The organism is Exiguobacterium sibiricum 7-3, assembly GCF_000620865.1.
In the GTDB taxonomy this organism is placed as follows: Bacteria; Bacillota; Bacilli; order Exiguobacteriales; family Exiguobacteriaceae; genus Exiguobacterium_A; species Exiguobacterium_A sibiricum_A.
On the sequence record NZ_KK211190.1, the window covers coordinates 1,445,081 to 1,468,781 of the forward strand.

Sequence of the window (23,701 nt, forward strand, 5' to 3'; positions counted from 1 at the left end):
TATCACAATTTTTCAGAATTTTCTTATGAGATATTGATTAAAATTTCAAGAAGATGGGAAAAATTGTGTATACTACACACATAAGGGGGTTTATCATGAAAAAAATCATTACGTCCATTATTCTGGCAGGTGTTTTGTTCGGTGTGTTCAGTCCATCGCTCATTGCAGAAGCCGCCACGAAGTTGACGGTCACGACAGATGTGTTACGTGTTCGTGAAAAACCGTCGACAACGAGCAAGATCTTGGGGAACATCACCAAAGGAGCCGTCTATACTTCAAACGGGACGTCCGGCAGTTGGTATAAAATCACGTACAAATCAAAACCGGGCTACATACACAAAGATTATGTCCGTACGTCCACGACATCCAAGTATACGTCGACCGGTGCGCGTTATACGACGGTCGGTACGTTGAATGTCAGAACCGCTCCGAGTACGACGGCAAAAACCGTCACGCAATTGAATAAAGGGGTAAAGGTGGCGTCTTACGGGACGTCCGGCAGCTGGACACGTATTTTATACAATGGCAGCTACCGTTATGTCTCGACGCAGTATTTGACGAAAACGGCACCAAGCAGTTCTTCGAAACAATTAAACGTCCCGTATTACAATCAATACACGCTCGGCTATCCGTCAGGCTGTGAGTTCGTTTCCTTGAAAATGGCACTTGAATACAAGAAACAGGCTGTTTCGGCATCTTCTTTGTATAACCAAATGCCGAAAAGCATGGCCAACGCCACTTATAAAAACGGCAAGTATTACTGGGCAGATCCTGAAAAAATGTTTACCGGTAACCCGGCAGGAACGCTCGATTACTATAAAAACTGGGGAATTTATCCGAAAGGCATCCTGCCGCTCGCGAAGAAATACCGGAGTGGTGCCATTGATATCTCTAAACAAGGGGTCAGCAAAATCGAAAGCGAAATCCGTAGCGGCAACCCGGTCATCGTCTGGGCAACCGTCGATTTCAAAAATCCGTACGGCTACTTCTCATGGATCAAGCCGGATGGCAAAACGTTTACCGGTTACCGCAACTACCACGTCATGCTCGTGACAGGGGTCTCAAGCAGTGCGTTTACTGTATCCGATCCATACCGTGGAAAATATACGGTCAGCCGTTCACAATTTACTTCTGTTTACAATACGACAGGACAGTACGCCTTATCTGTCCGTTAATCCATTGACCGGTGAAGCTTTCCGCTTCATCGGTTTTTTTAATTCGACCGACCAGCTGGAATAAGGGTACGGATTTTAAAGAATAGGGAATTGGATAAAACATCGTGTAAAATAATGACAACCTCTAGTGATTCAGCTAGAAAGGAGTGGTCGGAAAATGGATGAAAAACGTCTGGAACAGCTGGAACAGGAAATTGTGCGGTTGAAAGCACGCGTCGATCAGTTGGAACGACAGCCGGTGAAAGAACCACAAATGGAACCGGCATCTTCCGTGACAAGGCCTGCCGTCCGTCCGGCGTTCGTCAAGAAGACCCGGACACCGATTGTTAAAAAAGCCCGGACGCGGGATGAATGGGAAAACGTCCTGGCGACAGTCTGGTTACCGCGAATCGGAGCGGTTTTTGCAGCAATCGGAGCGATTTTTCTATTCTCCTACGCGTCCTTGGCCGGATTAATCAGTCCTGCGGTCCGGATCGGAAGTGGAGTCGTCATCGGCTTACTTGTCATGGGACTGGGGGAGTTGCAGTATGAAAAAAAACGACGGGATCTCGGAGTCGGACTGGTCGCGACCGGGACAATTGTTTCCTTGGCCGCTCTATTTGCCGGTATGGCCTTATATCAATTTTATCCGCCATTGCTCGCCTTTTTCCTGGAAATCGTCGTGCTCGCCATTGCGTATGGATTAATGTTGTGGATGCGCTCGACAGCGTTACTGGTGTTAGTCTCCATCACCGGCTTTTTATTGCCGTTTCTCCAGTTAACGGATGAACCGAACATCTTCTTATTTTTACTGTACGAAGTCTTTTTATTCACGGCATTGTTGTTTGCCGTTCTTCGTCTGAAGGCGGTCAAAGCCTATCCGGTCACTGCCGCCGTCTTTTTCCTGGCGCTTGTCTTTGGCAGTCTGACCGTCAATTTTGAGACACGTCCCTTGATTGATGAAATCACTTTACTCGGGTCATCCTTCATCGCCTATCTTGGTCTCGCGTACGTCGGGACGAAACTTCCGATTCCCTACAATTATCCGAGCTGGATTGCGGGCGGGTTCGTCCTGCTCAGCCTGTCCGTAGTCGATTGGCCGTTTGCTTACGGACTGGCAATCCTGTTTGCGTTAATCGCTTACGCCGTCGCCAATCAAACGAAGGACGCGTGGCAAAATGGCGTAGGACATGTCGGCATCCTGTTTGCGATTTCGCAGGTACCGGTCGATCCGCTGAGTTTCGGCGATCAATTCTGTTCGATTCTTTATGCGCTCTTCATTGCCGGACTGTGGTTTATCAAGCGGCAGCAAGTCCCGCACCAACGCTTTTTCGGAATTCTCGTGTATGTGATGTTCGTCCTGTATACGATCGGAACGTATGAGACATATCGATTCAACAATCAGTCATATGCCGTCGCGGTGTTTGGTCTGACGCTCGCGACGACAGCCTTCATCATCTTGCTTGTCCGGACCCACGGGGAAGTGATGTGGAAAAAGTATTGGCAAATCGTACTGTTTTTTGCAGCGGCCGGTGTATTCGTGACCTATACGCTGATTGTGATGGAACTGCCGTTTTACGCGACGCTTGATCAAACCGACCGCAGTACGACGTTGTCTGTCGCCTACATCCTGTTATCGTTTGTCCTTGTAGCGATTGGCCGCATCCGCGCAGCGGCAGCCTGGCGCCTGTCGGGTCTGCTGTTGCTGTCGGTCAGTGCCGTTAAATTGTTGCTGTTTGACTTGTCGTTCTTGTCTTTGATTCAAAAAGCATTTGTGTTCATCGGCTTCGGAATCGTCGCCTTTGTCATTTCGCGGACGTATTTCAAAAAACGTGAGTCTTGAGTCATCTGGAATCCTCTGCCTGCGGGCCTTGTCTGCAGGGGAGGATTTTTTTATTGAAATATATTGATAACGATTATCATTGTCGATTATACTGGTTGATGAACTTACTTAATCATCAGGGGGAACCATCCATGCGACATACAAAAACACTTACAATCACTCTCTTATCCATGACGGCTTTACTGGCAGCATGCAATGAACAACCAGCGACGACGAAACCGTCGGCAATCAAGCCGGATCAATTCGAGCAAGTCGTTGCCGATTACCGGACGTATGCGATTGCGGAACTGGAACAATTCACGAAACAGACGGAAGCCTTCACGACAGCGGTCAAAGAAGGAGACTTGGAACAGGCGAAGGCACTTTACGCACCAACACGGATGCATTATGAGCGGGCGGAACCGATCGCGGAAGTATTCGGAGATCTCGATCCGAAAATCGATGCCCGTGAAGGAGACGTCAAAGCGTCGGAATGGGGCGGTTACCACCGGATCGAGCAGGGTCTGTTTGAAAAAGGAACCACAAAAGGATATGAGGACTATGCCGACCAATTGATGAAAGATGTTCATCTGCTCCGGGCGAAAGTCGAGACGGTCGACGTGACTCCGGAACTGCTCGTTACCGGTGCGACCGACTTATTGAACGAAGTCTCGACGTCGAAAGTCACCGGGGAAGAAGACCGGTATTCGCATACCGATTTGTATGACTTCGCAGCGAACGTTCAAGGTGCTGAAAAAATTTATCAGCTGTTGAACCCGGCACTCCAAAAACAAGATGCTGCCCTGTCGAAAGAGATTGCAGCCCGTTTTGCTGATGTCAACGGGTTATTGGAAGCGAAAAAGAAAAAAGACGGATACGTGCTGTATACCGAGTTGTCCAAGGCGGACGTCAAACAATTGAGTCAAGCCATCAACGAGCTGGCGGAACCGCTCTCGAAGATGGGGATTGTACTGGAGGGCTGATTGATGACACGAACTACTTTAGAAGCGGGGGTCACCCGGCGTGACGTCCTGAAAGTCGCCGGACTGACCGGTCTTGGAGCCGCTCTTTACGCGAGCGGACTCGAACGTTTTTTACCCCGAGCCTTGACGGCGCAGGCGACGGATCAAGTCCCGTTTTACGGCAAGTATCAAGCGGGTATCCTGACACCTCCTCAAAATCATGTCCAAGTGGTCGCTTTTGATGTTCAGACGACCCGACGCGATGAATTGATTGATCTGTTAAAACGTTGGACGCGTGCGTGTGCCCGGCTGTCAGCCGGATTACCGCTCGGTGACGCGGACAGTGCCTATGTCCCGCCGGAAGATACGGGAGAGGCGGAAGGACTGTCGGCAAGCCACCTGACGTTTACATTCGGTTGCGGTCACAGTTTATTTACGGATGACCGGTTCGGAATTGGTCATAAACGTCCTGATTTGCTCCGGGAGTTGCCGGTCTTTGATCTCGATCAACTGGACCCGGAATGGGCAGGAGGAGATCTCGTCGTCCAGATTTGTGCCGATGATCAACAGGTCGTGTTTCATGCGTTACGGAACTTGACACGGATTGGTCGCGGCATCGTCAAGATTCGCTGGACGCAAGCCGGTTTTCAACGATCAAAGGTGGCGGATGCGGCAGGTGGGACACCCCGGAATCTGTTCGGATTCAAGGACGGGACCGGGAATCCGGATGTGTCACAGCCTTCTGTGCAAAATAAACATCTCTTTTACCAGTGGCAGGACGGATCACCCTGGTTGACGAACGGCAGCTTCCTTGTCGTCCGCCGAATCCAGATGCACCTCGAGGTATGGGACCGGACAATCCTGAAAGAGCAGGAGCGGACTTTCGGCCGCGAGCGCGCGTCCGGAGCCCCGCTTGGATCGAAAGAGGAATTTGCTGCGGTGACGCCAAGCAAACGGACGGCGCGCGGTGAAGCACAGCTTCCAAGTGACTCACACACAGCGGTCGCCCACGGATCAGGAAAAGAACAACTGTTACGTCGCTCCTATTCCTATCAGGCCGGTATTAACGAAACGACCGGTGCGCTCGATGCCGGCTTACTGTTTTTATCGTATCAACGTTCACCGGAACAGTTCATCACCATTCAGCGACGGTTAGCAGCGTCCGACCGTTTAAATGAATACATTACCCATCGTGGCAGTGCCGTTTTCGCCTGTTTCGGCGGAATTCAAAAAGGAGGCTACATCGGTGATGCGCTTTTTGCTTAACTTATTTTTGACGGGACTTCTCTGCACGACGATCGGGATGCCGATTGCTCATGCCGATTCGAAAACAGATGCCTTGTATGTTTCAATCGGTCAAGCTCTGTCGGCAGTCAACGACCAAAACCGGAGTACCCTTCGGATGACCCTTGCCGAGTTGCAGAAACAGGTGGAGAAATTACCGGTTTCGGCTGAGCAGAAGGTGATTCAGCAACGATTGACGGAAGTCCAGAAACAAACCTCTTTGTCTGCCGTCAGACAACAGTTGACGGAGTTGTCGACGGCTGTCCGGGCGCTGGAAGAAACTAAACAGCCAACGGACGATCCGGCCGCTAAAAAACGGTTGAAGGAATTGTTCGCCTTAACGAAGCAACTGAGAACGGCATCCGACATGTCCGAGCGTAAGCAGTTGCAGTCCGAATTGCTGACAGCTTGGACGGACCGTGAAACTGTCGTCCGGGAGACGAGTATCGGACACTATGGCCAGGTCGAGATGGGACTGTCCGCAATCCGGATTGCTTTGGCCCGCGAAACATTTGATTCGTCGGAGCTGAATCAGGCACTCGATCAATTTGATGGAAGTATCCGCTCCTTCCTGAAAGGCGAAACCGTCCAGGCAGTAAAACAGACAGGGCTCGCCGAGTTGACGGCATTACTTAAACAGGCGGATCAGCAACTCGGAGATCAGGACGTACCGGCAGCGGAGAAAACACTGACGACCTTTATCGAACGTTGGCCGAGCGGGGAAGGGGAAGTCCGGACCCGTAGCAGTTCTCTGTATACGACGATTGAATCGGATGTGCCCGTCCTGTTATCGCGGTTAGATCAGACGACGGTGGCTTCCACCCGATCCGATTTAGCGCCAATCATCACATCACTTGAAGTGTTAGCGCAGAAAACGACCTATTCCTTCGTGGATGCGATGCTCGTCATGTTGCGGGAAGGTCTGGAAGCCTTGCTGATCATCAGCGCCCTTGTCGCCTTTACCCGAAAAGCTAAGGTGACGGGAGAACGAATGATTTGGAGTGGGGCGTTATTTGGATTACTCGCGAGCGGAGCACTGGCACTGATCATCCAACAGTTCTTTTCAACGGCACTTGCCGCTGTCGGACGGGAACAGATTGAAGGATGGACCGGACTGGCCGCAGTGTTGATGATGCTTCTCGTCGGTTCGTGGTTACATTCGAAAACGGCGATCGCTTCACGTCAAACCGAACTGGCAATGAATCTAGCGGGACGGTCCTTGTTTGCCGTCAGTTTTTTGACGATTTTCCGGGAAGGGGCCGAGACCCTGCTGTTTTATATCGGGATGGCACCCGCGATGACATCGACCGCTTTAGCCGGAGGGATTGTTTTAGCAATTGCGCTGATCGGGATTCTTTCGCTTGCTGTCATTTATTTGGGGGTTCGCCTGCCAATTAATCGGCTCTTTTTAGTAGCAACCGGTTTGATTTATCTTATGGCTTTTAAAATTTTGGGCGCCAGCCTGCATGCGTTGCAAATTACGGGCATCTTGCCGATCCATGTCATGTCATATATGCCCTCGTTACCTTGGATGGGAATCTATCCGACGTATGAGACGATTGTCCCGCAAGCCGGATTATGTCTTCTCATCGGTTTTTTGATATATAGGAGACGTCAATCTCCCGCGGTACTCCGGAAAGCCGTCTAAACCGTTTTTCAGTTTCATGTTTTATTCATTATGTTTCGGGAATAACTTTATATCGGGAGTAGATAATTGGCTCGCACGAAGGAGAGGAAACAAGATGATTGAAACAAGAATCGTACGGAACATGACGGCCGTCGACGCAGAAGTGACGAGCTTGAAGTCAAGCGGCTATTCGAATAAACAAATTTACATCTTTGCGAAGGATGAAGAATTGGCAGAACGGATTGCCAATGACACTCAGACGTTGGCATATCGGGTAACAAAAAAATCATTTTTTGAGACATTGATGTCAACAGTACGCAGTAACCGAAAAGACCGCATTGCCCAATTGTCGGAACTCGGTATGACAAAGGATGTAGCAGAAGATTTGGAAGAGGAAGTCCGCCATGGTCGGATTGTCATCGTCGGTTCAAAATCCGACTTACTGAATCCGGCATTCGCCGCTTCTTATGTCGAAGACGAGACGAAAGAATACGGAGCAGGTGTTCCGAAACTCGAAGAGGAAGAAACAACGACGACCTTACCAGCCGACCAAAACGTTAAGTTGGATAAAAAATGAGGAACGTCAACTAAACAGGAACTGACAGCATCGTCAGTTTCTTAGACGAACAAGGGTGACGGATTCGAATCCGTCACCCTTGTTCGTCTATAGTAGCAATTCACGTATATCCATTACCTCATTGTACGGGATATGACGTCGTAAACCGGTTGATGTCTTGATTTCAATGATTCCGCGAGCATGAAAAAGAGCGGTAACCGTTCCAGTCAATGTGTTTTCCGTCCCGCGCTCGAGATAACGGACCGTCACCGTTCGACCGCTTCGGATGGTATCTTCTAAAACTTGTGGGAAAACAGTCTTTGTTTGCGTCGTCAGTCGGGCGGGATGCGCTTTGTACAAGTGTTCCAATTGCAGGATATGATTCCGTGTCGTGCGTTGTCGCCACTTCCGCTCCGTTCGTTTCTTGGACTGTAACACGTCGTTCCACCTCCGATTGAATCGTTTAGATGTAGACAAGACACTGCATCAGAATATTCCCCATTTATTTGGGAGATAAACCCGCTTCAGGAAGACGAAGACACTAGGCACTGGATAAGAAACAGAGGATGGTTTTGAATGTCCGATTTGCGGAAAAAGACTAGAAGTATGCCAGGAACAGAGGAGGAACTGTCTGATGGAACGAAGTACGTTAATTGCCCTTGAAAAACACTTATATGCCATTCAGCTTGAACTGGACGGCCTTGCCCGTCTAATCACCAAACAGTTGATGCAACTCAGTCAAGTCGCCGCTTCGGTCGAACACTTTCGACGGATGAGTTTTGATTTATACCAAAAACGGGAGACGCTCGATCGTATCCCACCCCAGGTTTTATATGAAACAGCTTTGGACTATGAAGATTTTCTCGATGAAGAGTTTGATGACATTCCGCCGTCCTGGGCGTTACGTCAGGATGAAGCGAAAGCACTCGATCAGTTATGGTGGTTTGAGTTTTTCAGGATTCAGGCCGATGTGGAGGATTGGTTGAGTCTCTACCTGATTCGGCGCATTCGGGAAGACATCCGTTACGTGCCGCCTGTCATCGAAAAAAACGCGTATGCGTTATCCGATGATGCCCGGCAAGTCTTTTGGCGTTTATTGCAACGTTCCGTTGCCAAACCTTCCTCGAAAATCAAGGCCAACCAACTGTCTTGCCGGATGGGCATATCGGAGATTGCCCGCTATGCACGCTTTAACCTGGAGCGGACACGCTTAGCGATTGAGGAACTGACGGCACGTGGAATCATTTCCATTGAGGAAGAAAACGAAAAGCTGAACCTTCGTGTTCGCTTACAAGTGATTTAAGGAAATGAAACGTTCAATCATTCGTTCGTCATGACGCGCGGATGGTCCGATCCAAATCAAGTGACCGGGACTTGCCGACTCGATGAACTGGGCATGTGCAATGGCGCGCCCGGCATAGCTGGCATGTTCGAATGGTACGGCCCGGTCCGCTTTGGAGTGAATGATCAATACCGGACAGCGAATCGCCTGCAAGAGCGATCGGTCGATTTGTTGCGTCAAATCAAATAAGACACCCCGGCCCGGTCCGTTCTGCAGTCCGACCTGGTACAACAATTGTTGATCGACACCATTCAATTGACCGCGAATCTCGTCACGTTGTAACAGACTGGTCATTTCGACCATCCGTACAGACGCTTCTTGGGGGAACTTGATTAACTTATCTTTGACGTAATGCCACAGTACCCATTGCAGGAGTTGCAACGGACGTTGAAGGAGCGGTTGAACTAGCCATGCCTGATAAGGAAGCGAGATTTCGTGTGTCATCGCACAGGCAAGGACGAGTGAACAGACCGCCGGATTGTTGCTCGCTAACGCAATAGCTGTCGGTCCGCCGGCGGAAATCCCGTATACGGTATAGTGTTCGATGTGACGTGAAGCCAGCCACCTTTTATAAAAAGCAGCCAGCTCAACTGGCGTTGATGCGACATGGAGCGGTGTTTTTCCATATCCCGGACGCGACGGGACAATGACACGATAACCGGCTTCAATCAGTCGTTCTACATGATAGACTTCCCGGTAATCGGATTGTGTACCATGAATCAGTAAAATGACGGGACCCGTTCCGCTGTCACGGTAATCGAATCGGTAATCCTCCCAATCGGCAATGTGTTGCATCCAAATTCTCCTATCTCTTAAATATTTCCATATTATTGTTAATCTTCATACCTATTTAAGGTATAATGCAAGTATAATCAAACATCTTAGGGATAGGAAATGAGGATGCCCCGTGCCAAATGAAAAATTATCCAATCGGGATCGATTGTTAGCAGTCCGTGAAATTTTTGAACAGTATTCCGATGAAGAAGAAACGTTGACATTAGAAGAACTAAGTACAAAACTGTCCAAACGAGGATTGATTGAAAAACTGTCCCGGAAATCATTAAAAGAAGACATCACGGCTCTTGAGAAATCGGGTTTTGACATCCATGCGGAAGTAACCAAAAATGGTCTCGCGATTCCGTATCATCTGGTCAGCCGTCCGTTCGAATACCACCATTTGCGTTTGCTCGTTGATGCGATTGCCAGTGCGAAGTTCATTTCCGAAAGCGAAACGGAGATTCTGGTCCGCAATATTCATACCTTGACGAGTAAACGTCTCGCTAAAACGTTGACACCGGTCATACATACCGTCAAGAAACCGAAAGGCGTCATCCCATTTTCAATCGATACCATCCAAAAGGCGATCATTGATCAGGATATCATCAGTTTCCAATATCAAGGAAAGTTCAATGAACGAACACGAAAGTTCGAGTTGCGGCGGGACGGTGATTATTACCTTGTTGCCCCGGCTCATTTGATTGTGGATAATGGCAACTACTATTTGATCGGCCGTGATGAACGCGTCGAAGAGATTCGGACGTACCGGGTGGATCGAATCGTCAATTGCAGTGTCTTCGAACCGGCACAGACACCGGTCGTGGTCGAATCCACTTATTTGAGCAGTATGTTCAATATGTACGGTGGGGAACAGGAACAGTTGACATTAAAGTTTCATGAGAGCGTCATGCCGACTGTCGTTGATCGGTTCGGGACGGACATTCGTTGCCGTCGCTTAGATGGAGACTGGTTCGAAGTCAAAGTCGGTGCCTTGTTCTCTCAAGGGTTCATGATGTGGCTGATTCAGTTCGCCGAACAAGCAGAAATTCTTGAACCGGCTTTTTGTCGGGAAGCCTTTAAAAACAAAGTTTTGGAGCTTGCCAAAGTCTATCAAACAGGGATTACTGCCAGTCAACCGATAAATGAAAGTGTCTAAAGCGATGGAACAAAATCTTTTGCCTAATGGGGCAGAAGATCTTTTTTTGTCGTTTTTTGTCGTATATTCATATTTGAATATTTTTAAGCGTTTTTTCCGATTACCATTAAGGATATCTTATTTTTGTTACAGGAGGGGCATCATGCAACATATGGAAAAACCACGGATGGGAAGTGTTATTGCGGGAGTGTCATACCTCTTTTTCATCTGCCTGTCTTACACGTCTTGGTATTTATTATCAATTTTTGCATTCAATCTCCTTTTCAGTACGGAGCTTCTGATGTCCATGGATCTTGTGGTCTTCGGCTTTAGTCCTTTATTCGCATTAGGCATCACGATGTTTTCGCTGAAAGTGCTGAAACGGCATGCTCAGCCGAAATTCACACCTTACATATTAGTCATCTATAGTATCTCGACCAGTGTCTTGATCTATTATTCCGTCATCTACTCGATGTTACCGCGGATCTGATGATGCTTGCATGGTCTCGCCTTTTGGAATATGCTACGTGTAGAGTATCAGCATGTCTTGGAGGAGGGGATACGATGAATACACAGTATATCCTGGACTGGATGCCACTCGTGCTTCCGGTTGCTGCCATCGTCTTTATTGTCATCATCGCGCGTAAAGCGTCTAAAATTGATTCTAAATAACCAAAAGAAGGTGTTCCGGTATCGGAGCACCTTCTTTTGATTTAGCGTTCGATTTGTTCCCGGACATACTTTCGAAACAGTTGGAGATCGTACGCTGGTTCACTGCGGCTGAATTCAATCCCGTCGAGAAGCCGTGCGTGGGCTACGGCTTCCGGAAACTCGATCCGCGTTAACCATTCGACGGTCGTTTCCTCGTGACGCCGCGGAAAAGCCTGTTCGAGTTGCGAGGCGATTTTTAGTAGCGGGTGCTGGCTGTGCTTTTTGATAGGAGCCGGTTGCTTCGCCACTGTCGTCCGAACGACTGGTTCGGCTTCCGCTGATACGACCTGTCGTTTTCGAATCAAGTAGAAAGTGAGACCGACTACAAGAATCGCCAGGATAATCCCTGCCATGTTCAAATAAAACAGCGTATCGGAACTCATGCTGGCCGCCTTTAGACTTTCTTGCGGAGCAATATTCGCTAAGCCGGTCGTATTTGAACGCGTCTTTTGATCAATCTGTTCCGCAAGTGGCAACGTCCAGGTAAAGAGAGAGCCGAACGCTTCCAGTGCCGGACGGGTCAGGTTCGCGACAGAACCAAACAGTGCTTCTTTCAGCAGCCGAATCAAGATGACGAGAACGAGGCTGACCCCGAGAAACAAGGAGATACCCGCGATGATCCGACGCCATTCGACGAGATGCTGTCTTAAGAATGGGATCCCCCATAACAGACCGAGCAAAAGATAGGCACCGAGCGGCGGTGAAAGTCCAGGGAACAACAGACATAGTCCGGTCAGTCCCGTCGCGCTGATGGCGAACTTGTACGGCTGATCGACAGTCTCGAGCCATGTACCGAGGGCGATGACGAGTAACAGTAAAATGCTGATCAGCGGAGAGACGGACAGAAACGAGATCGCTGCTGCAAGTTGTAATCCGATCCGGACGGTACGTGCCGGGATGACTGCGAGCAACGGAAAAATCAGAATGACAAGCGGTGCGTGCAACAGACTGATGACGAGAATCCACCAGAGAATCATGCGCTCACCCCCTTATGGCGGTGTCCAAGATGAATTTCCGCGGTCGTCGAGGGGACGGTCCGTTGAAGACGTTTTGTGAAATAACGGCGTTCGAGCGGCAGATCGTATTCGGAAATCCGGGCAAGGCATTCCATCGTCCGCAGAAATTGTTCCTTCCCTTTTCCTGAGGGCACGTGATACCACTGACCCTCCCGGTTGACCATTGAAATCCATAAACTGTACGATGCTCCTTGTTTTTCAAGTTCCCGGATAATCGTCGCAGCACGCGAGAGTAATTTTTCAAAATCACCGCGTAAAGCTAAACCGTCCGCGGACAGACCGTCAATGATGACCGCATAATCATGATTGCGCATCCGGTCATATTGATAGGAAAACAGTTCTCCTGTTTTCGCATAAGCCGACCAATAGATCGTCTTCGCATCGCCTGCGTAAGGGACGACCGAATGAAAGCTCGAGCGGTCCGTGAACGGGCTCGACCGGTCAATCGTCTCGCCCGGAATCTGGCGCTCATTCCATTCGACCGATGCCGGCGCAAAATCAGGGAAGACATGACCGAGTTGCTGGATCGGTAACGTCAAATACAACGTCATCAGATGAAATGGATCGGAAATCATGATATCAAACGACTGGATGCGAATCGTTCCCCGTTTGGCTGCCGTGACGTCGATTTGAAACGGTACGTCGGCCTGACGCGGTACATAGACATGTTGCCGCCAAAACTGACTGCTGGCGTCTTCAATCCGGACTTGTTCCCCGAGAAGACCGGAGACTGTCACCTTTCCAAGGGAAAACCGTGTCGGATTATGAATTTCAAACGGGATGACAAGCCGATCGTCCCGGAAAGCCCGGACCGTTTCGACGAGCCGGACGCTCAGACGTTCTCCAAGGTACTCGAGATACTTCGGTAAGAGATAACCATATAACGTGTAGGCGACGAGCAGTGTCGCAAGCAGGATCGAGCCGTACAGAGTACAGATGCCGGCTGCGACGGCAATCCAAAATAAAATCATCGGATGAAAGGACTTCGGTGTAATCAATTGCATGTTACACCTCGGTCGGAACAGTCAACGACTCCAAAATCTGTTGGACCAAGCGACCGTTCGTCATCTTCAATGTCGCCTCGAGTGTCAGGACAAGCCGGTGGGCAAGCAGCGGATTGGCCAGTTGCTTAATGTCTTCCGGAGTAACATACGTCCGGTCATGCATCCAGGCCCGTGCTCGTGCGGCTTGCAGGAGCGCCAGGGTAGCTCGGGGACTTGGACCGATTTCGACGTCCCGATGCGCCCGTAAGGCATCACAGACGTCGAGCAGGTAGTCTTCGACGGCGTTTTCGATTGTGACGGCTTGTACTTCCTGTTTCCAGGTATTCAGTTGCTCGAGTGGCAGCTGGAACGTACTCGGTTGTAAGTGAGCCCCTTGCAACAACGCTTTTTCGACCCGTCGATCGAGCGGTGCAAACGACAGTTTAAACAAAAAGCGGTCGAGTTGTGCGTGGGGAAGGGGGAACGTCCCTTGACCGTCAAAAGGATTTTGAGTCGCGATGACTAAAAAATGTTGCGGTAACGTATAAGAGGTATCTCCGATCGTGACCTGTGCTTCACCCATCGCTTCGAGTAAGGCGGACTGTGTCCGCGGCGTCGTCCGGTTAATTTCATCGACAAGGACGATGTTGGCGAACAGCGGACCAAACCGTTGTTCGAATGACCCGGTCAACGGATTAAACAATTCCATTCCGAGCAGATCGGTCGGTAACGTATCCGCGGTACATTGGATACGGGAAAATTTGGCATCGAGTGTGTTGGCCAGTGATTTGGCGAGTGTCGTTTTTCCGGTACCCGGCCGGTCTTCGAGTAGCACATGACCTTCCGACAACAGACCGATCAGCAGATGATCTATGACATGTTCTTGTCCGAGGACCGCTTGCTTTAAGTTCGTTCGTAATTGTTGGAACATGGATAAATCCCCCTTTTTGTTTCGTATTCTTAAAGTTTACGAAAATTCAGATAAAACCGCCAGTGATTTAAGTGTGTTTCTCAGATTTACTGGTTTTACTAGAAGAGAAACAAAAAAAACCTTGACCGGTTCAGGGTCAAGGAACAGTGTTTAGTCTTCAAACAGTTCATCCATTAAGTCATCGATTTGCCGGCGGCGGTTCTGCGTTTCGTCCCGGAGAATCCGGATTGAACGACCGCGCCATTCGAGCCAATCTCCGATGGTTGCGGCATGGGGCAGGCGCAAACGGGGGACTTGAATCGTTTCACGGTTCTCTGTCTCACAAATCGCCTGATCTCCGTCAAATTCGGTAACGGTCATCTTCATCGTGCATCCTCTCCTTTACTCGGGACGTAAGTCGGTCCGGCTTTTGACTTGAATCGTTTGGCCGTTTGACATGTACTGAATGGTGCCCATCCGGTCTGTCCGGTCGACCGTGATGCTTTCCGCTGCCAGAGCGTTCATGACGGTCGGACGCGGATGACCGTAAGCATTGCCTTTACCGGCTGAAATCAACGCACGTGACGGGTGGACCGCTTGTAAAAACGGGATTGAGGAGGACGTATCGGCGCCATGATGACCGATTTTTAACACATCAGCCCTTAAATCCATTCCGGATTCGAGCAAATCCTGTTCCGTCCGAATCGGAGCGTCTCCCATGAAGAGAAAGCTATTGTCCTGATGAATCAGCTGGACGACCGCGCTCCAACTGTTTAAATCACTTGTCCCGTCACGGAGCGGGGCGAGTAACTTTAAACGAACCGCCTCAATCGGAATCACAACCCCGGACTTAGCCGTTTTAATGGTCACGCCTTGTTTTTTTACTGAGAGTAGAAAATCACGGTAGGTTTCTGTCGTGTGATTGACACGTGGGGCATAGACTTGATCAACAGGCAGAGCATCAAGAATCGTATCCAGTCCGCCGATATGATCTGCGTCCGGATGCGTCGCGATGACTGCCGTCAAGCGGGTGATACCAAGCGTTTTGAGATAGCGGACGATATCGTCCCCTTTACCGTTGTTCCCACCGTCAATCAGAACCGTATCGTTTTTCGTCTGAATCAATGTGCTGTCGCCTTGACCGACGTCAAAGCCATAGACATTGATGACCGAAGCCGTATCCGGACGGTCGCCCGGTAGCGGTTCGTCGTCGCGTGTCATGTAAAAGACGACGATCAGACACAGGGCAAGCAACGCAACGGAACCCCATTTCATGTTTACTCCTCCCGTCTCTCAAACAGATACAACATGCCGTTGCGTGGATGACCGAAGCGGGGACCGATGTATCCCCGCTTTTTTAATGCAGACCGCATCAAAATCATCATCCCGCCGTGTCCGACGAGCAAAACACGTTCGTGTTCCTTTTGTTCAAACGTCAATTGGTTTAATAGGATCGTAATCCGCTCGTTGGCATCCTTGATCTCTGCTTGAATTCGTTTACTGAATGGAGCGACAAGTCGTCCGATCAACGCCCAGGCGAGGAACGGAAGACGAATCCGCGAGCGGATGGTCGGGAACGGCACTTCACGTAATAAATCCGTCACGATGATGTCCTTTCCATAAACGCTTTCCGCTGTTTGGACGGCCCGTGGCATACTGCTCGCGTAACAGATCGTCCAGTCGATGTTGCCGAGTTCAACCGGTTGGACATCGATCGTCGAGACGTCATAACGCTCAATCCAGGCTTCGATATCGGCTGCGCTGATCCAGCCTTTGGTCGGGTAACCTTCCGTTACCCGGTGGTGTCTGACTAATCCAATCTGTTTCATGATTTTACGACGGTCGCTTGCGTCAAGAAACCGTCCACCTCTCTTTCTATCTCTCAATCTATCGTCTTGCTGTCGTTACAGGGCAAGGCGAATCGCCATCCCGCACAGCAAAGCACCGAGAATGCTCAGTAAACTGCCGATGATATAATATTCCGCAAAGCGGCGGTCGTCAAACTGTTTAAAGCGGGCTAATGCCTTCAAGGCAATGATGAATCCGATGGCGCCTGTTGCATTGACTGCCACCAGACAGACGATGATGGCCCGTTCGACGAGCCCGATATAACGGCCTACACCGTTGATTTCCGTCGTATAACTGCGGGCAGAATCTTCGACTTCATGCGTGACGGACCGCTTCAGACCGTCCAGTTGTTCTTTTCGTGTGACCTTCCGCTCAAAATGCGATTCAATCAAGCGGGGTGCGAAGGGGGCAAGCAACGGGGCAATCCCGCGTCCGATCAATTCTGTCGCAATCAAACCCCAGACGCTGACCCATAGGATTTGCTCCGGTAACGTAAACGATACCGGCCAAGCGACAGGGGTGAAAAAGAAGACAATCCCCGTCAGAATGGCGATATGGAGCAGCTGGTCGATCCAAAAGGCAAGGGCCGGGGGCAACAGTCGTTTTAAGGGCGAACCGTCCAGCAAGGCATGTGTGACGATGATTCCGCCACCGATCATCCAGGCCGTCGGACCAGTCACGTCATCCATCTGGTAAAAGAGTCCGAGGACGGCGGCTGTGCCGATGCTATGTATAGCGAGATGTTCGAGTAATACCCGCAACTTGCGTTGTTTCGACTTCGCCATCCGTTGACTCTGGAACGGGAAGTCTGCCAGCAGGTGGATGAGGAGCAGGCTTAACAACAAAGTCATCCGATCGCCTCCCAGACTTGCAACTGTTTTAAGGCATCAATCAAGGCCTGTTCCAGGCGTTTACGTTGTTTACGTTGGGAGCGGGCAACGAGTTTCGAGACATTCATCCGGGCATCTTTTTCTTGAAAGCCCATCTTCAAGCCGATTTCTTCATAAGTAGCATCCGGATGCTGATCCATCAGCCGGTGCAATTCGATTTGCCGGTCCGTTTTACCGAAATAAGCAGGGTACAGCATCTCGATATAACCGTTCAGCAGGGCGGTCGGCAAATAGGGTGGTCCTGAAAAAGCAATCTGATTTGCGGTCTGTTTTGCAGCTTCCTGGGCTTCGAAAGCGAAAATAACGGCACTCCCGTTCGCTTCATCAGCATTAGCCGTCGATAACGTCTCATATTGACCGAATCCGATCCCGATATAGCCGTTTAGAGGTTGATTCAACAGCATCAATATGAGCGGATAACTAACGGCATATTCGTTGAATACACCAAGCAGACTGTCACCGGACTTGATTTGAAACGGTACGAGTGCTTCGGGAAAGGCATCGTTCAGCTGATCAGCCAATCGATGTAAATCGGTTAACAATTGTTCTTTACTGGAATAAGCACGGGAATTTCGAATATCAAATGAAACTGCGACAGCTTGCATACAAATCCTCCTTGTTACCGAATATACGGTTACTTATCTATTGTTACCGGTTAAAGGGTAACAATAGACGTGTTACTGTATTTAGAGTAACAGGGAAGCGTAAAAAAACAAAGACAGTTGCGTTCTTTTTTTCTTAAGTTAACATAACATATATTATCAATAGTTAACAAATAACGTCTCATAATTAAGGTAAACTCAACATAGTGAGACAAAACAAAAAAACACGGGATTAACCGTGTTTTCGACAATCGTAATGATGTGTCCGTTCCAAGCGGCTCATCAAACGATCCAGGAAAATATGATGCCGGCGTTCGAGTTGCGTGATTCGTTCAAGCGGTAACCAAGCGAAATGGAAAAAATCACCGCAATCTTGACCGTCACCAGCGACACAATGCGTCCATCTGTTTTCCTGACATTCGATATGAGCATGATAGAAATACGTGTAATGCACCCGCATTCGTTCCGGATAACGCATTTCTTCTTCACCTACGTACTGGACGGTCGCGAGCGATAAACCGCTTTCCTCGAGCGTTTCCCGAACCGCGGCTTCTTTGGCGATTTCAGCATCTTCGATTGTGCCGGCAGGAATTTGCCAATCACTGTCTGGAGCGGATTGCGGATGAAAAACAAGTAGTTCCCATCCCTCTGGTTGCTCCCGTGTGATATAGATTGCTACTTTTTCGCGTCTTCTGAATTTCATCGTCATCACCTCTCCAGTTGGCAGATGGCACAAAAGCAGCCGAGGAACATGTCCGTAGCTGCTTGATGAAACGAATCCTATAAGCTAAAGCTCCGAACTGCCCGCTCCACATACTTCGTGGTAATCTTGCCTGACCATTTTCTTTTATTGTAGCGGTTATTGCCGGTCGTTTCAATTTGTAAACGGGTGATTTGCCGATAATTCGAAGAAAAGTCTGAAAAAGCGGGAAAAACAGACGTCAGAAAGCTAGAAACGAACGGGAAAGAGCGACTTTACGCCGTATTTCATAAAAAAAGACACCCCTCTGCAAAACTGAGGGGCATCTGACCATCAAACGGTATACCAATCGAGAAGCGGACCAAATTTTTCTTCGTCATAGGCAAACGAACCGTTCGATAACCGGTCGAGGAAGGACAACGATTGGACTTGAATCGTCTTTTCCTGCTCTTTTCCGATCAAAATCAGTTCTTTTGTTTGGGTAACGTCAATTAATGCTGCGACCTGATGCGGTTTTGATTTTAAGTCGCGTAACAGCTGCGTGCCGCGTAAGGCACGGTTCGAGACTTGGAACTGGTCAGCAAGGCGCATTTTCTTCAGTGCGCCCCGCTGCGTCAAGAGGACGATATTCGGTGCTTGTTTAAAGCCGATCGCACCGGCAACGACATCCTGATCACGCAGGTTGATCGCTTTCACACCCGCTGCCCGGACACCCACGACCGGCACGTCGTCTTCCGTGAACCAGAGACCAAATCCGTGCTGGGTCGTTAAGAACAATTGCTCTTGTCCGGTAGAAACCTTGGCATACAAGACTTCGTCATCAGCCCGTAAACGGACACCTTGAAGTGGTTTTGACTTCCGCTGGGCATTGTAGTCGCTCAATTTCGAACGTTTGACCATCCCTTGGCGGGTCACGAACAGACAGTGCGATGTCTCGTCAAACGTGCGGACGAGATCAACCGATAAAATCCGGTCGCCGGAATCAAGCGGCACGAGATTGGCGACGTGTTGTCCCCCGTCCTTCCATTTCGTATCGGGTAACTGATGGACCGGGATCAAAAGATAGTTCCCCTGGACGGTCCAAACGATTAAGTGATCCGTCGTCATCGCCTGTCCTTGATACAACAGACGATCCTGTTCCTTCATCTCCGGCAAATCATTGGTCGCTCCGAAAGAACGCATCGAAGACCGCTTGATATAGCCGTTTTTCGAGACGAAGACCATCGTTTCTTCGACGGCAATCATGACTTCTGTCTTCAGTTTCAACTCTTCGACTTCCGCTTCGACCGTCGAACGCCGGTTATCAGCAACCTGCTCTTTTAAGATTGTTAATTCTTTGATGATCAATCGGTTCCGGGTTTTTTCGTCGTTGAGAATCTTCTCGAGACGGGTGATTTCTTTTTCGAGTTTCGCCGCTTCGTCCTGCAATTCGACGATATCGGTATTCGTTAACCGATACAATTGAAGCATGACGACCGCTTCCGCTTGGCGGTCCGTGAAACTGAACCGTTCAATCAGCTTGTCTTTCGCTTCCGATTTGTTGGAGGCAGACCGAATCAACGCGAGTGTTTCATCGAGGACCGAAATCGCCGTCATCAAGGCCGAAACGACCTCTTGGCGGCGTTTTGCCTGCTCGAGATCAAACGAAGTCCGGCGGATGACGACATCCTTGACGTGGCTGAGATAGGCGTCAAGTAACGCGAGAACGCCCATCTGACGCGGTGTCCGCTCGTGGATTGCGACCATGTTGTAGTTATAAGCGACTTGCAGATCAGTCTGCTTCAGGTAGAAGTGAAGCACCCCTTCTGCATCCGCTTCTTTTTTCAGCTCAATGACGACACGAAGACCATCACGGTCCGTCTCGTCGCGGACTTCCGCGACCCCTTCGACTTTGCGGTCCAGGCGGAGTTCTTCCATCCGTTTGACGAGGTTCGCTTTATTGACTTCATACGGGAGTTCCGTAATCAGGATTTGTTGGCGTCCGCCGCGTAACGTTTCGATCGTTGCCCGCGAGCGGATGATGACTTTCCCGCGACCGGTTTCGAACGCTTTTTTGATCCCGTCGAGCCCTTGGACGACTCCGCCGGTCGGGAAATCAGGACCTTGCATATGCGTCAGTAAATCATCGACGGTATGCACCGTTCCCGAGATTCGGCCAATTGCCGCGTCCAACACTTCACCGGCATGGTGCGGCGGGATTTCCGTCGCATAACCGGCCGAAATCCCGGTCGAACCGTTCATCAGAAGGTTCGGTAAGAGGGACGGCAATACAAGCGGTTCCTCTGTCGTATCATCAAAGTTCAGCGTGTAATCCACAGTCTGTTTATTGATGCCGTCGAGGATCAAGCTCGAGACTTTCGATAAACGAGCTTCCGTATAACGCATCGCTGCCGCACTGTCGCCGTCGATCGAGCCGTTGTTTCCCTGCATGTCGACTAACGGATACCGGAGTTTCCACTCCTGACTCAGACGGACCATCGCTTCATACACCGATGAATCGCCGTGCGGGTGGTAGTTACCGATGACGACGCCGACCGTTTTCGCGGATTTCCGGTAGGCGCGGTCAAACAAGTTGCCTTCCGTATGCATCGCGTACAAGATACGGCGTTGAACCGGTTTCAACCCGTCCCGGGCGTCCGGTAAGGCCCGGTCCTGGATGATGTATTTCGAATAACGACCGAACCGGTCCCCGACGACTTGCTCGAGGGACAGGTTGAGGATGTTTTGCAGGTTAGACATATCAGTTCACACTCTCTTTCGTCACATGTTCATTTTCAATGATCGAGAGGTCTTCCGTCAGCCCAAACGCTACATTGTCTTCAATCCAGCTTCGGCGGTGTCCGACGTTATCGCCCATCAGCACGGAAACCCGTTTTTCAGCGACAGCGGCATCATCGATCGTGACACGAATCAACGTCCGTGTATCGGGATCCATCGTCGTTTCCCAAAGTTGTGGGGCATTCATCTCACCCAGTCCTTTGTACCGTTGGATCATATACCCTTTGCCGAACTTTTTCGTTGTTTTAGCAAGGGTTTCTTCGTCCCAGACGTACTCGAACTTCTCGGATTTGCCCTTCCCTTTGGAGACGCGGTAGAGCGGTGGCAAGGCGACGAAGACTTTCCCGGCATCAATCAACGGACGCATGTAGCGGAAGAAGAACGTCAATAATAAGACTTGGATATGCGCCCCGTCGGTATCGGCATCTGTCATGATGATGACTTTGTCGAAGTTACAGTCGGACAGGTCAAAGTCTGCTCCGACGCCGCTGCCGATCGCGTGGATGATCATATTGATTTCTTCGTTTTTCATGATATCGGCAAGTTTGGCTTTTTCCGTGTTCAGGACTTTCCCGCGTAACGGTAAAATCGCCTGGAACGTCCGGTTACGGCCTTGTTTCGCTGAACCGCCGGCGGAATCTCCCTCGACGAGGAACAATTCGTTTTTCTCGGCGTTTTTCGACGCAGCCGGTGTCAGTTTCCCGTTCAGGATGCTCGAACGTTTCTTTTTCTTCCCGTTCCGGGCTTCTTCGCGGGCTTTACGAGCCGCTTCCCGGGCCTGAGCGGCGCGGATCGCTTTTTTGATCAGGAGTGTCGCCGTTTGTGGATTTTCCTCGAGATACGTCGACAAGCGGCGTGTAATAACGGCGTCACAGCTCGTCCGGGCTTCCGGAGAACCAAGTTTTGATTTCGTTTGTCCTTCGAATTGCAGAAATTCTTCTGGAATCCGGATCGACACGATCATCGTCAATCCCTCGCGGATATCGTTGCCGTCGAGGTTTTTATCTTTTTCCTTAAGCAGCGTGTTTTTGCGGGCATACTCATTCATCACCCGTGTCATCGCCGTTTTGGCACCGACTTCATGTGTTCCGCCGTCGCGTGTCCGGACGTTGTTGACGAACGACAGGACGTTTTCCGAATAGGCATCCGTGAACTGGAACGCGATATCGACTTCAATCTCATTTTCCGTTCCTTCAAAGGCGACTGTCGGATGTAACGTATCTTTGTCGTCATTTAAATAGCCGACGAATTCGCTGACTCCGTCTTCGTATTGGAACGTGTCCGCTTTGTCCGACCGTTCGTCGGTCAGTGTGATTTTCAGACCTTTCAGCAGGAAGGCCGATTCACGCAGACGTTCCGCCAACGTATCGTAATTGTATGTCAACGTGCTGAAGATTTTTCCGTCCGGTTTGAAATAGACGCTTGTTCCTTTTTGACGGGTCGTTCCCGTTTCAAGCAAGGTCGTTTTCGGAATTCCCCCGTCTTCGAACGTTTGCTCAAACTGTTTCCCATCGCGGTAAATCGTGACTTTTAACTGCGTCGACAGAGCGTTGACAACAGATGCCCCGACACCGTGCAGTCCGCCTGATGTTTTATAACCGCCTTGACCAAATTTACCGCCGGCATGAAGCACCGTGAAGATGACTTCTGCAGTCGGTTTTCCGGAAGCGTGCATCCCGGTCGGCATACCACGTCCATGGTCGCGGACGGTAATTGCATTATCTTTATGGATGATGACATCAATCTGTTCCCCGAATCCGGCCAGTGCCTCATCAATCGCATTATCAACGATCTCATACACCAAATGGTGGAGTCCGCGATGATCGGTCGAGCCGATATACATACCCGGGCGCTTCCGGACTGCTTCGAGTCCTTCAAGCACCTGTATGGCATCATCATTATAATTGTTTAAATCTGTCGCCATGTTTTTCACCTCAAATAGAAAAACGTCGAATATTCCAAACGTTCGTTCGTTTTTCTAGTAGTCTGTATCTAATTGTAGGCATCTTCTTGCTATCTGACAAGGATAATCTAGAAAACAAGAAAAAAAGACACCTACTGTCAAGGAGTAGATGTCTTGCCGGATCACGATCACAAGTACTGGTGTTCAATTTTAATACAACGGTTTTCGATGTACGGAATACCGGCACCGAGTGCCAAACTTTCCGCTTCGACACTCGATAACCCGAGCTGATTCCAAATCATGCCGACGTCACCGTGTGCTACAGCATCTTTTGCTGTGTCCGCCAAAAATTCCGAACGACGGAAAACATCGACGATATCGATGTGTCCCGGGATACTGGCGACACTCGGATATACTTTCTGCCCGTTCCATTCATTTAAGGTCGGGTTGACCGGAATGACTTCGTAACCATGTTGGACCAGGTAATCGGCAATCCAGTTCGCAGTTTTCCCTGAATCACTTGATACACCGACGACCGCAATACGTTTTGCGTCTTTTAATAACTTACGAGCTTGTTGATCTGAAATCATGTTATGTCCCCCTCGTGTTAAATACAAGATAGTCTTAGACTATATACCCCATTCGATTTGGATTAAGCCTCGAAACGGGCACATTCACAATGTCCGAAACCAGGAATTGAC

Annotated in this window: 23 protein-coding genes; 9 read left to right on the forward strand and 14 right to left on the reverse strand. The window is 49.7% G+C overall.

The window, feature by feature from the left end; all coding sequences use genetic code 11:
- Positions 1 to 95 precede the first annotated feature (95 nt).
- The 6 genes from P402_RS0108285 to P402_RS0108310 all read left to right on the forward strand — a co-directional run bounded on the left by P402_RS0108285 (position 96) and on the right by P402_RS0108310 (position 7,426).
- Positions 96 to 1,175, forward strand: coding sequence for a C39 family peptidase (locus tag P402_RS0108285; RefSeq protein ID WP_026828244.1), 1,080 nt, complete (start codon positions 96 to 98; stop codon positions 1,173 to 1,175).
- Between the two features lie 157 nt (positions 1,176 to 1,332).
- Positions 1,333 to 2,997, forward strand: a complete 1,665-nt coding sequence (locus P402_RS0108290) for a DUF2339 domain-containing protein (RefSeq protein WP_026828245.1) — start codon at positions 1,333 to 1,335, stop codon at positions 2,995 to 2,997.
- A 131-nt stretch (positions 2,998 to 3,128) separates the two neighbouring features.
- The gene (efeO, locus tag P402_RS0108295) at positions 3,129 to 3,959 is read left to right on the forward strand and encodes an iron uptake system protein EfeO (RefSeq protein WP_026828246.1); all 831 of its coding nucleotides are present in this window, start codon (positions 3,129 to 3,131) and stop codon (positions 3,957 to 3,959) included.
- Positions 3,960 to 3,962: 3 nt separating this feature from the next.
- Positions 3,963 to 5,204, forward strand: a complete 1,242-nt coding sequence (gene efeB / locus P402_RS0108300) for an iron uptake transporter deferrochelatase/peroxidase subunit (RefSeq protein WP_026828247.1) — start codon at positions 3,963 to 3,965, stop codon at positions 5,202 to 5,204.
- Complete coding sequence (locus P402_RS0108305) at positions 5,188 to 6,870, forward strand: FTR1 family iron permease (protein WP_026828248.1); 1,683 nt, start codon at positions 5,188 to 5,190, stop codon at positions 6,868 to 6,870. Before efeB ends, P402_RS0108305 begins: the two co-directional genes overlap by 17 nt.
- Positions 6,871 to 6,964: 94 nt before the next feature.
- Complete coding sequence (locus P402_RS0108310; RefSeq protein WP_026828249.1) at positions 6,965 to 7,426, forward strand: general stress protein; 462 nt, start codon at positions 6,965 to 6,967, stop codon at positions 7,424 to 7,426.
- Positions 7,427 to 7,513: 87 nt separating this feature from the next.
- On the opposite strand, the gene P402_RS0108315 is transcribed toward P402_RS0108310, so the two are convergent.
- Positions 7,514 to 7,843 carry a YolD-like family protein gene (locus tag P402_RS0108315; protein WP_026828250.1) on the reverse strand — a complete coding sequence of 110 codons (330 nt, stop codon included), beginning with the start codon at positions 7,841 to 7,843 and terminating at the stop codon, positions 7,514 to 7,516.
- Between the two features lie 196 nt (positions 7,844 to 8,039).
- On the opposite strand from P402_RS0108315, the gene P402_RS0108320 reads away from it, so the two are divergent.
- Positions 8,040 to 8,708, forward strand: a complete 669-nt coding sequence (locus P402_RS0108320; RefSeq protein WP_026828251.1) for a hypothetical protein — start codon at positions 8,040 to 8,042, stop codon at positions 8,706 to 8,708.
- Here P402_RS0108320 and P402_RS0108325 read toward each other — a convergent pair.
- The gene (locus tag P402_RS0108325) at positions 8,694 to 9,542 is read right to left on the reverse strand and encodes an alpha/beta fold hydrolase (RefSeq protein ID WP_026828252.1); all 849 of its coding nucleotides are present in this window, start codon (positions 9,540 to 9,542) and stop codon (positions 8,694 to 8,696) included. The two genes, P402_RS0108320 and P402_RS0108325, sit on opposite strands and share 15 nt — an antisense overlap.
- 112 nt (positions 9,543 to 9,654) lie before the next feature.
- Between P402_RS0108325 and P402_RS0108330 the strand changes: the two genes are divergently transcribed.
- A complete protein-coding gene (locus tag P402_RS0108330) occupies positions 9,655 to 10,680 on the forward strand; it encodes a helix-turn-helix transcriptional regulator (RefSeq protein WP_026828253.1) in 1,026 nt (341 codons plus the stop codon).
- A gap of 142 nt (positions 10,681 to 10,822) precedes the next feature.
- Positions 10,823 to 11,149 carry a hypothetical protein gene (locus P402_RS0108335; protein ID WP_026828254.1) on the forward strand — a complete coding sequence of 109 codons (327 nt, stop codon included), beginning with the start codon at positions 10,823 to 10,825 and terminating at the stop codon, positions 11,147 to 11,149.
- Positions 11,150 to 11,372: 223 nt separating this feature from the next.
- Here P402_RS0108335 and P402_RS0108345 read toward each other — a convergent pair whose 3' ends face one another.
- The 12 genes from P402_RS0108345 to P402_RS0108400 all read right to left on the reverse strand — a co-directional run bounded on the left by P402_RS0108345 (position 11,373) and on the right by P402_RS0108400 (position 23,590).
- The gene (locus P402_RS0108345; RefSeq protein WP_026828255.1) at positions 11,373 to 12,347 is read right to left on the reverse strand and encodes a hypothetical protein; all 975 of its coding nucleotides are present in this window, start codon (positions 12,345 to 12,347) and stop codon (positions 11,373 to 11,375) included.
- Positions 12,344 to 13,390 carry a DUF58 domain-containing protein gene (locus tag P402_RS0108350; RefSeq protein WP_026828256.1) on the reverse strand — a complete coding sequence of 349 codons (1,047 nt, stop codon included), beginning with the start codon at positions 13,388 to 13,390 and terminating at the stop codon, positions 12,344 to 12,346. Before P402_RS0108350 ends, P402_RS0108345 begins: the two co-directional genes overlap by 4 nt.
- 1 nt (position 13,391) lies before the next feature.
- Positions 13,392 to 14,300, reverse strand: a complete 909-nt coding sequence (locus tag P402_RS0108355) for an AAA family ATPase (protein WP_026828257.1) — start codon at positions 14,298 to 14,300, stop codon at positions 13,392 to 13,394.
- A gap of 150 nt (positions 14,301 to 14,450) precedes the next feature.
- Positions 14,451 to 14,666, reverse strand: coding sequence for a DUF3006 domain-containing protein (locus P402_RS0108360; protein WP_026828258.1), 216 nt, complete (start codon positions 14,664 to 14,666; stop codon positions 14,451 to 14,453).
- A gap of 15 nt (positions 14,667 to 14,681) precedes the next feature.
- Positions 14,682 to 15,554, reverse strand: coding sequence for a ComEC/Rec2 family competence protein (locus tag P402_RS0108365; protein WP_026828259.1), 873 nt, complete (start codon positions 15,552 to 15,554; stop codon positions 14,682 to 14,684).
- A 2-nt stretch (positions 15,555 to 15,556) separates the two neighbouring features.
- On the reverse strand, positions 15,557 to 16,108 hold the full coding sequence (locus P402_RS0108370; protein WP_026828260.1) for a histidine phosphatase family protein: 552 nt from the start codon (positions 16,106 to 16,108) through the stop codon (positions 15,557 to 15,559).
- A gap of 75 nt (positions 16,109 to 16,183) precedes the next feature.
- Positions 16,184 to 16,978: a DUF3307 domain-containing protein gene (locus tag P402_RS0108375; RefSeq protein WP_026828261.1), complete on the reverse strand. Its 795-nt coding sequence runs from the start codon at positions 16,976 to 16,978 to the stop codon at positions 16,184 to 16,186.
- The gene (locus P402_RS0108380; RefSeq protein ID WP_026828262.1) at positions 16,975 to 17,622 is read right to left on the reverse strand and encodes a hypothetical protein; all 648 of its coding nucleotides are present in this window, start codon (positions 17,620 to 17,622) and stop codon (positions 16,975 to 16,977) included. The genes P402_RS0108375 and P402_RS0108380 overlap by 4 nt, the downstream gene beginning before the upstream one ends.
- Before the next feature lie 229 nt (positions 17,623 to 17,851).
- The gene (locus P402_RS0108385; RefSeq protein ID WP_233494529.1) at positions 17,852 to 18,322 is read right to left on the reverse strand and encodes an NUDIX domain-containing protein; all 471 of its coding nucleotides are present in this window, start codon (positions 18,320 to 18,322) and stop codon (positions 17,852 to 17,854) included.
- Positions 18,323 to 18,652: 330 nt separating this feature from the next.
- On the reverse strand, positions 18,653 to 21,058 hold the full coding sequence (gene parC / locus P402_RS0108390) for a DNA topoisomerase IV subunit A (RefSeq protein ID WP_026828263.1): 2,406 nt from the start codon (positions 21,056 to 21,058) through the stop codon (positions 18,653 to 18,655).
- A 1-nt stretch (position 21,059) separates the two neighbouring features.
- On the reverse strand, positions 21,060 to 23,021 hold the full coding sequence (parE, locus tag P402_RS0108395) for a DNA topoisomerase IV subunit B (RefSeq protein ID WP_026828264.1): 1,962 nt from the start codon (positions 23,019 to 23,021) through the stop codon (positions 21,060 to 21,062).
- A gap of 167 nt (positions 23,022 to 23,188) precedes the next feature.
- A complete protein-coding gene (locus P402_RS0108400) occupies positions 23,189 to 23,590 on the reverse strand; it encodes a CoA-binding protein (RefSeq protein WP_026828265.1) in 402 nt (133 codons plus the stop codon).
- Positions 23,591 to 23,701 lie beyond the last annotated feature (111 nt).

Excerpts from the sequence above, each read along its gene's own strand:
- P402_RS0108285 (WP_026828244.1), top strand. The coding sequence starts at position 96 with ATGAAAAAAATCATTACGTCCATTATTCTGGCAGGTGTTTTGTTCGGT.
- P402_RS0108350 (WP_026828256.1), bottom strand. The coding sequence starts at position 13,390 with ATGCAATTGATTACACCGAAGTCCTTTCATCCGATGATTTTATTTTGG.
- parC (WP_026828263.1), bottom strand. The coding sequence starts at position 21,058 with ATGTCTAACCTGCAAAACATCCTCAACCTGTCCCTCGAGCAAGTCGTC.
- P402_RS0108355 (WP_026828257.1), bottom strand. The coding sequence starts at position 14,300 with ATGTTCCAACAATTACGAACGAACTTAAAGCAAGCGGTCCTCGGACAA.
- P402_RS0108305 (WP_026828248.1), top strand. The coding sequence starts at position 5,188 with ATGCGCTTTTTGCTTAACTTATTTTTGACGGGACTTCTCTGCACGACG.
- P402_RS0108345 (WP_026828255.1), bottom strand. The coding sequence starts at position 12,347 with ATGATTCTCTGGTGGATTCTCGTCATCAGTCTGTTGCACGCACCGCTT.
- P402_RS0108370 (WP_026828260.1), bottom strand. The coding sequence starts at position 16,108 with ATGAAACAGATTGGATTAGTCAGACACCACCGGGTAACGGAAGGTTAC.
- P402_RS0108385 (WP_233494529.1), bottom strand. The coding sequence starts at position 18,322 with ATGAAATTCAGAAGACGCGAAAAAGTAGCAATCTATATCACACGGGAG.
- P402_RS0108320 (WP_026828251.1), top strand. The coding sequence starts at position 8,040 with ATGGAACGAAGTACGTTAATTGCCCTTGAAAAACACTTATATGCCATT.
- P402_RS0108375 (WP_026828261.1), bottom strand. The coding sequence starts at position 16,978 with ATGACTTTGTTGTTAAGCCTGCTCCTCATCCACCTGCTGGCAGACTTC.
- P402_RS0108365 (WP_026828259.1), bottom strand. The coding sequence starts at position 15,554 with ATGAAATGGGGTTCCGTTGCGTTGCTTGCCCTGTGTCTGATCGTCGTC.
- efeO (WP_026828246.1), top strand. The coding sequence starts at position 3,129 with ATGCGACATACAAAAACACTTACAATCACTCTCTTATCCATGACGGCT.
- P402_RS0108380 (WP_026828262.1), bottom strand. The coding sequence starts at position 17,622 with ATGCAAGCTGTCGCAGTTTCATTTGATATTCGAAATTCCCGTGCTTAT.
- parE (WP_026828264.1), bottom strand. The coding sequence starts at position 23,021 with ATGGCGACAGATTTAAACAATTATAATGATGATGCCATACAGGTGCTT.
- P402_RS0108325 (WP_026828252.1), bottom strand. The coding sequence starts at position 9,542 with ATGCAACACATTGCCGATTGGGAGGATTACCGATTCGATTACCGTGAC.
- efeB (WP_026828247.1), top strand. The coding sequence starts at position 3,963 with ATGACACGAACTACTTTAGAAGCGGGGGTCACCCGGCGTGACGTCCTG.
- P402_RS0108360 (WP_026828258.1), bottom strand. The coding sequence starts at position 14,666 with ATGAAGATGACCGTTACCGAATTTGACGGAGATCAGGCGATTTGTGAG.
- P402_RS0108400 (WP_026828265.1), bottom strand. The coding sequence starts at position 23,590 with ATGATTTCAGATCAACAAGCTCGTAAGTTATTAAAAGACGCAAAACGT.
- P402_RS0108290 (WP_026828245.1), top strand. The coding sequence starts at position 1,333 with ATGGATGAAAAACGTCTGGAACAGCTGGAACAGGAAATTGTGCGGTTG.
- P402_RS0108335 (WP_026828254.1), top strand. The coding sequence starts at position 10,823 with ATGCAACATATGGAAAAACCACGGATGGGAAGTGTTATTGCGGGAGTG.
- P402_RS0108310 (WP_026828249.1), top strand. The coding sequence starts at position 6,965 with ATGATTGAAACAAGAATCGTACGGAACATGACGGCCGTCGACGCAGAA.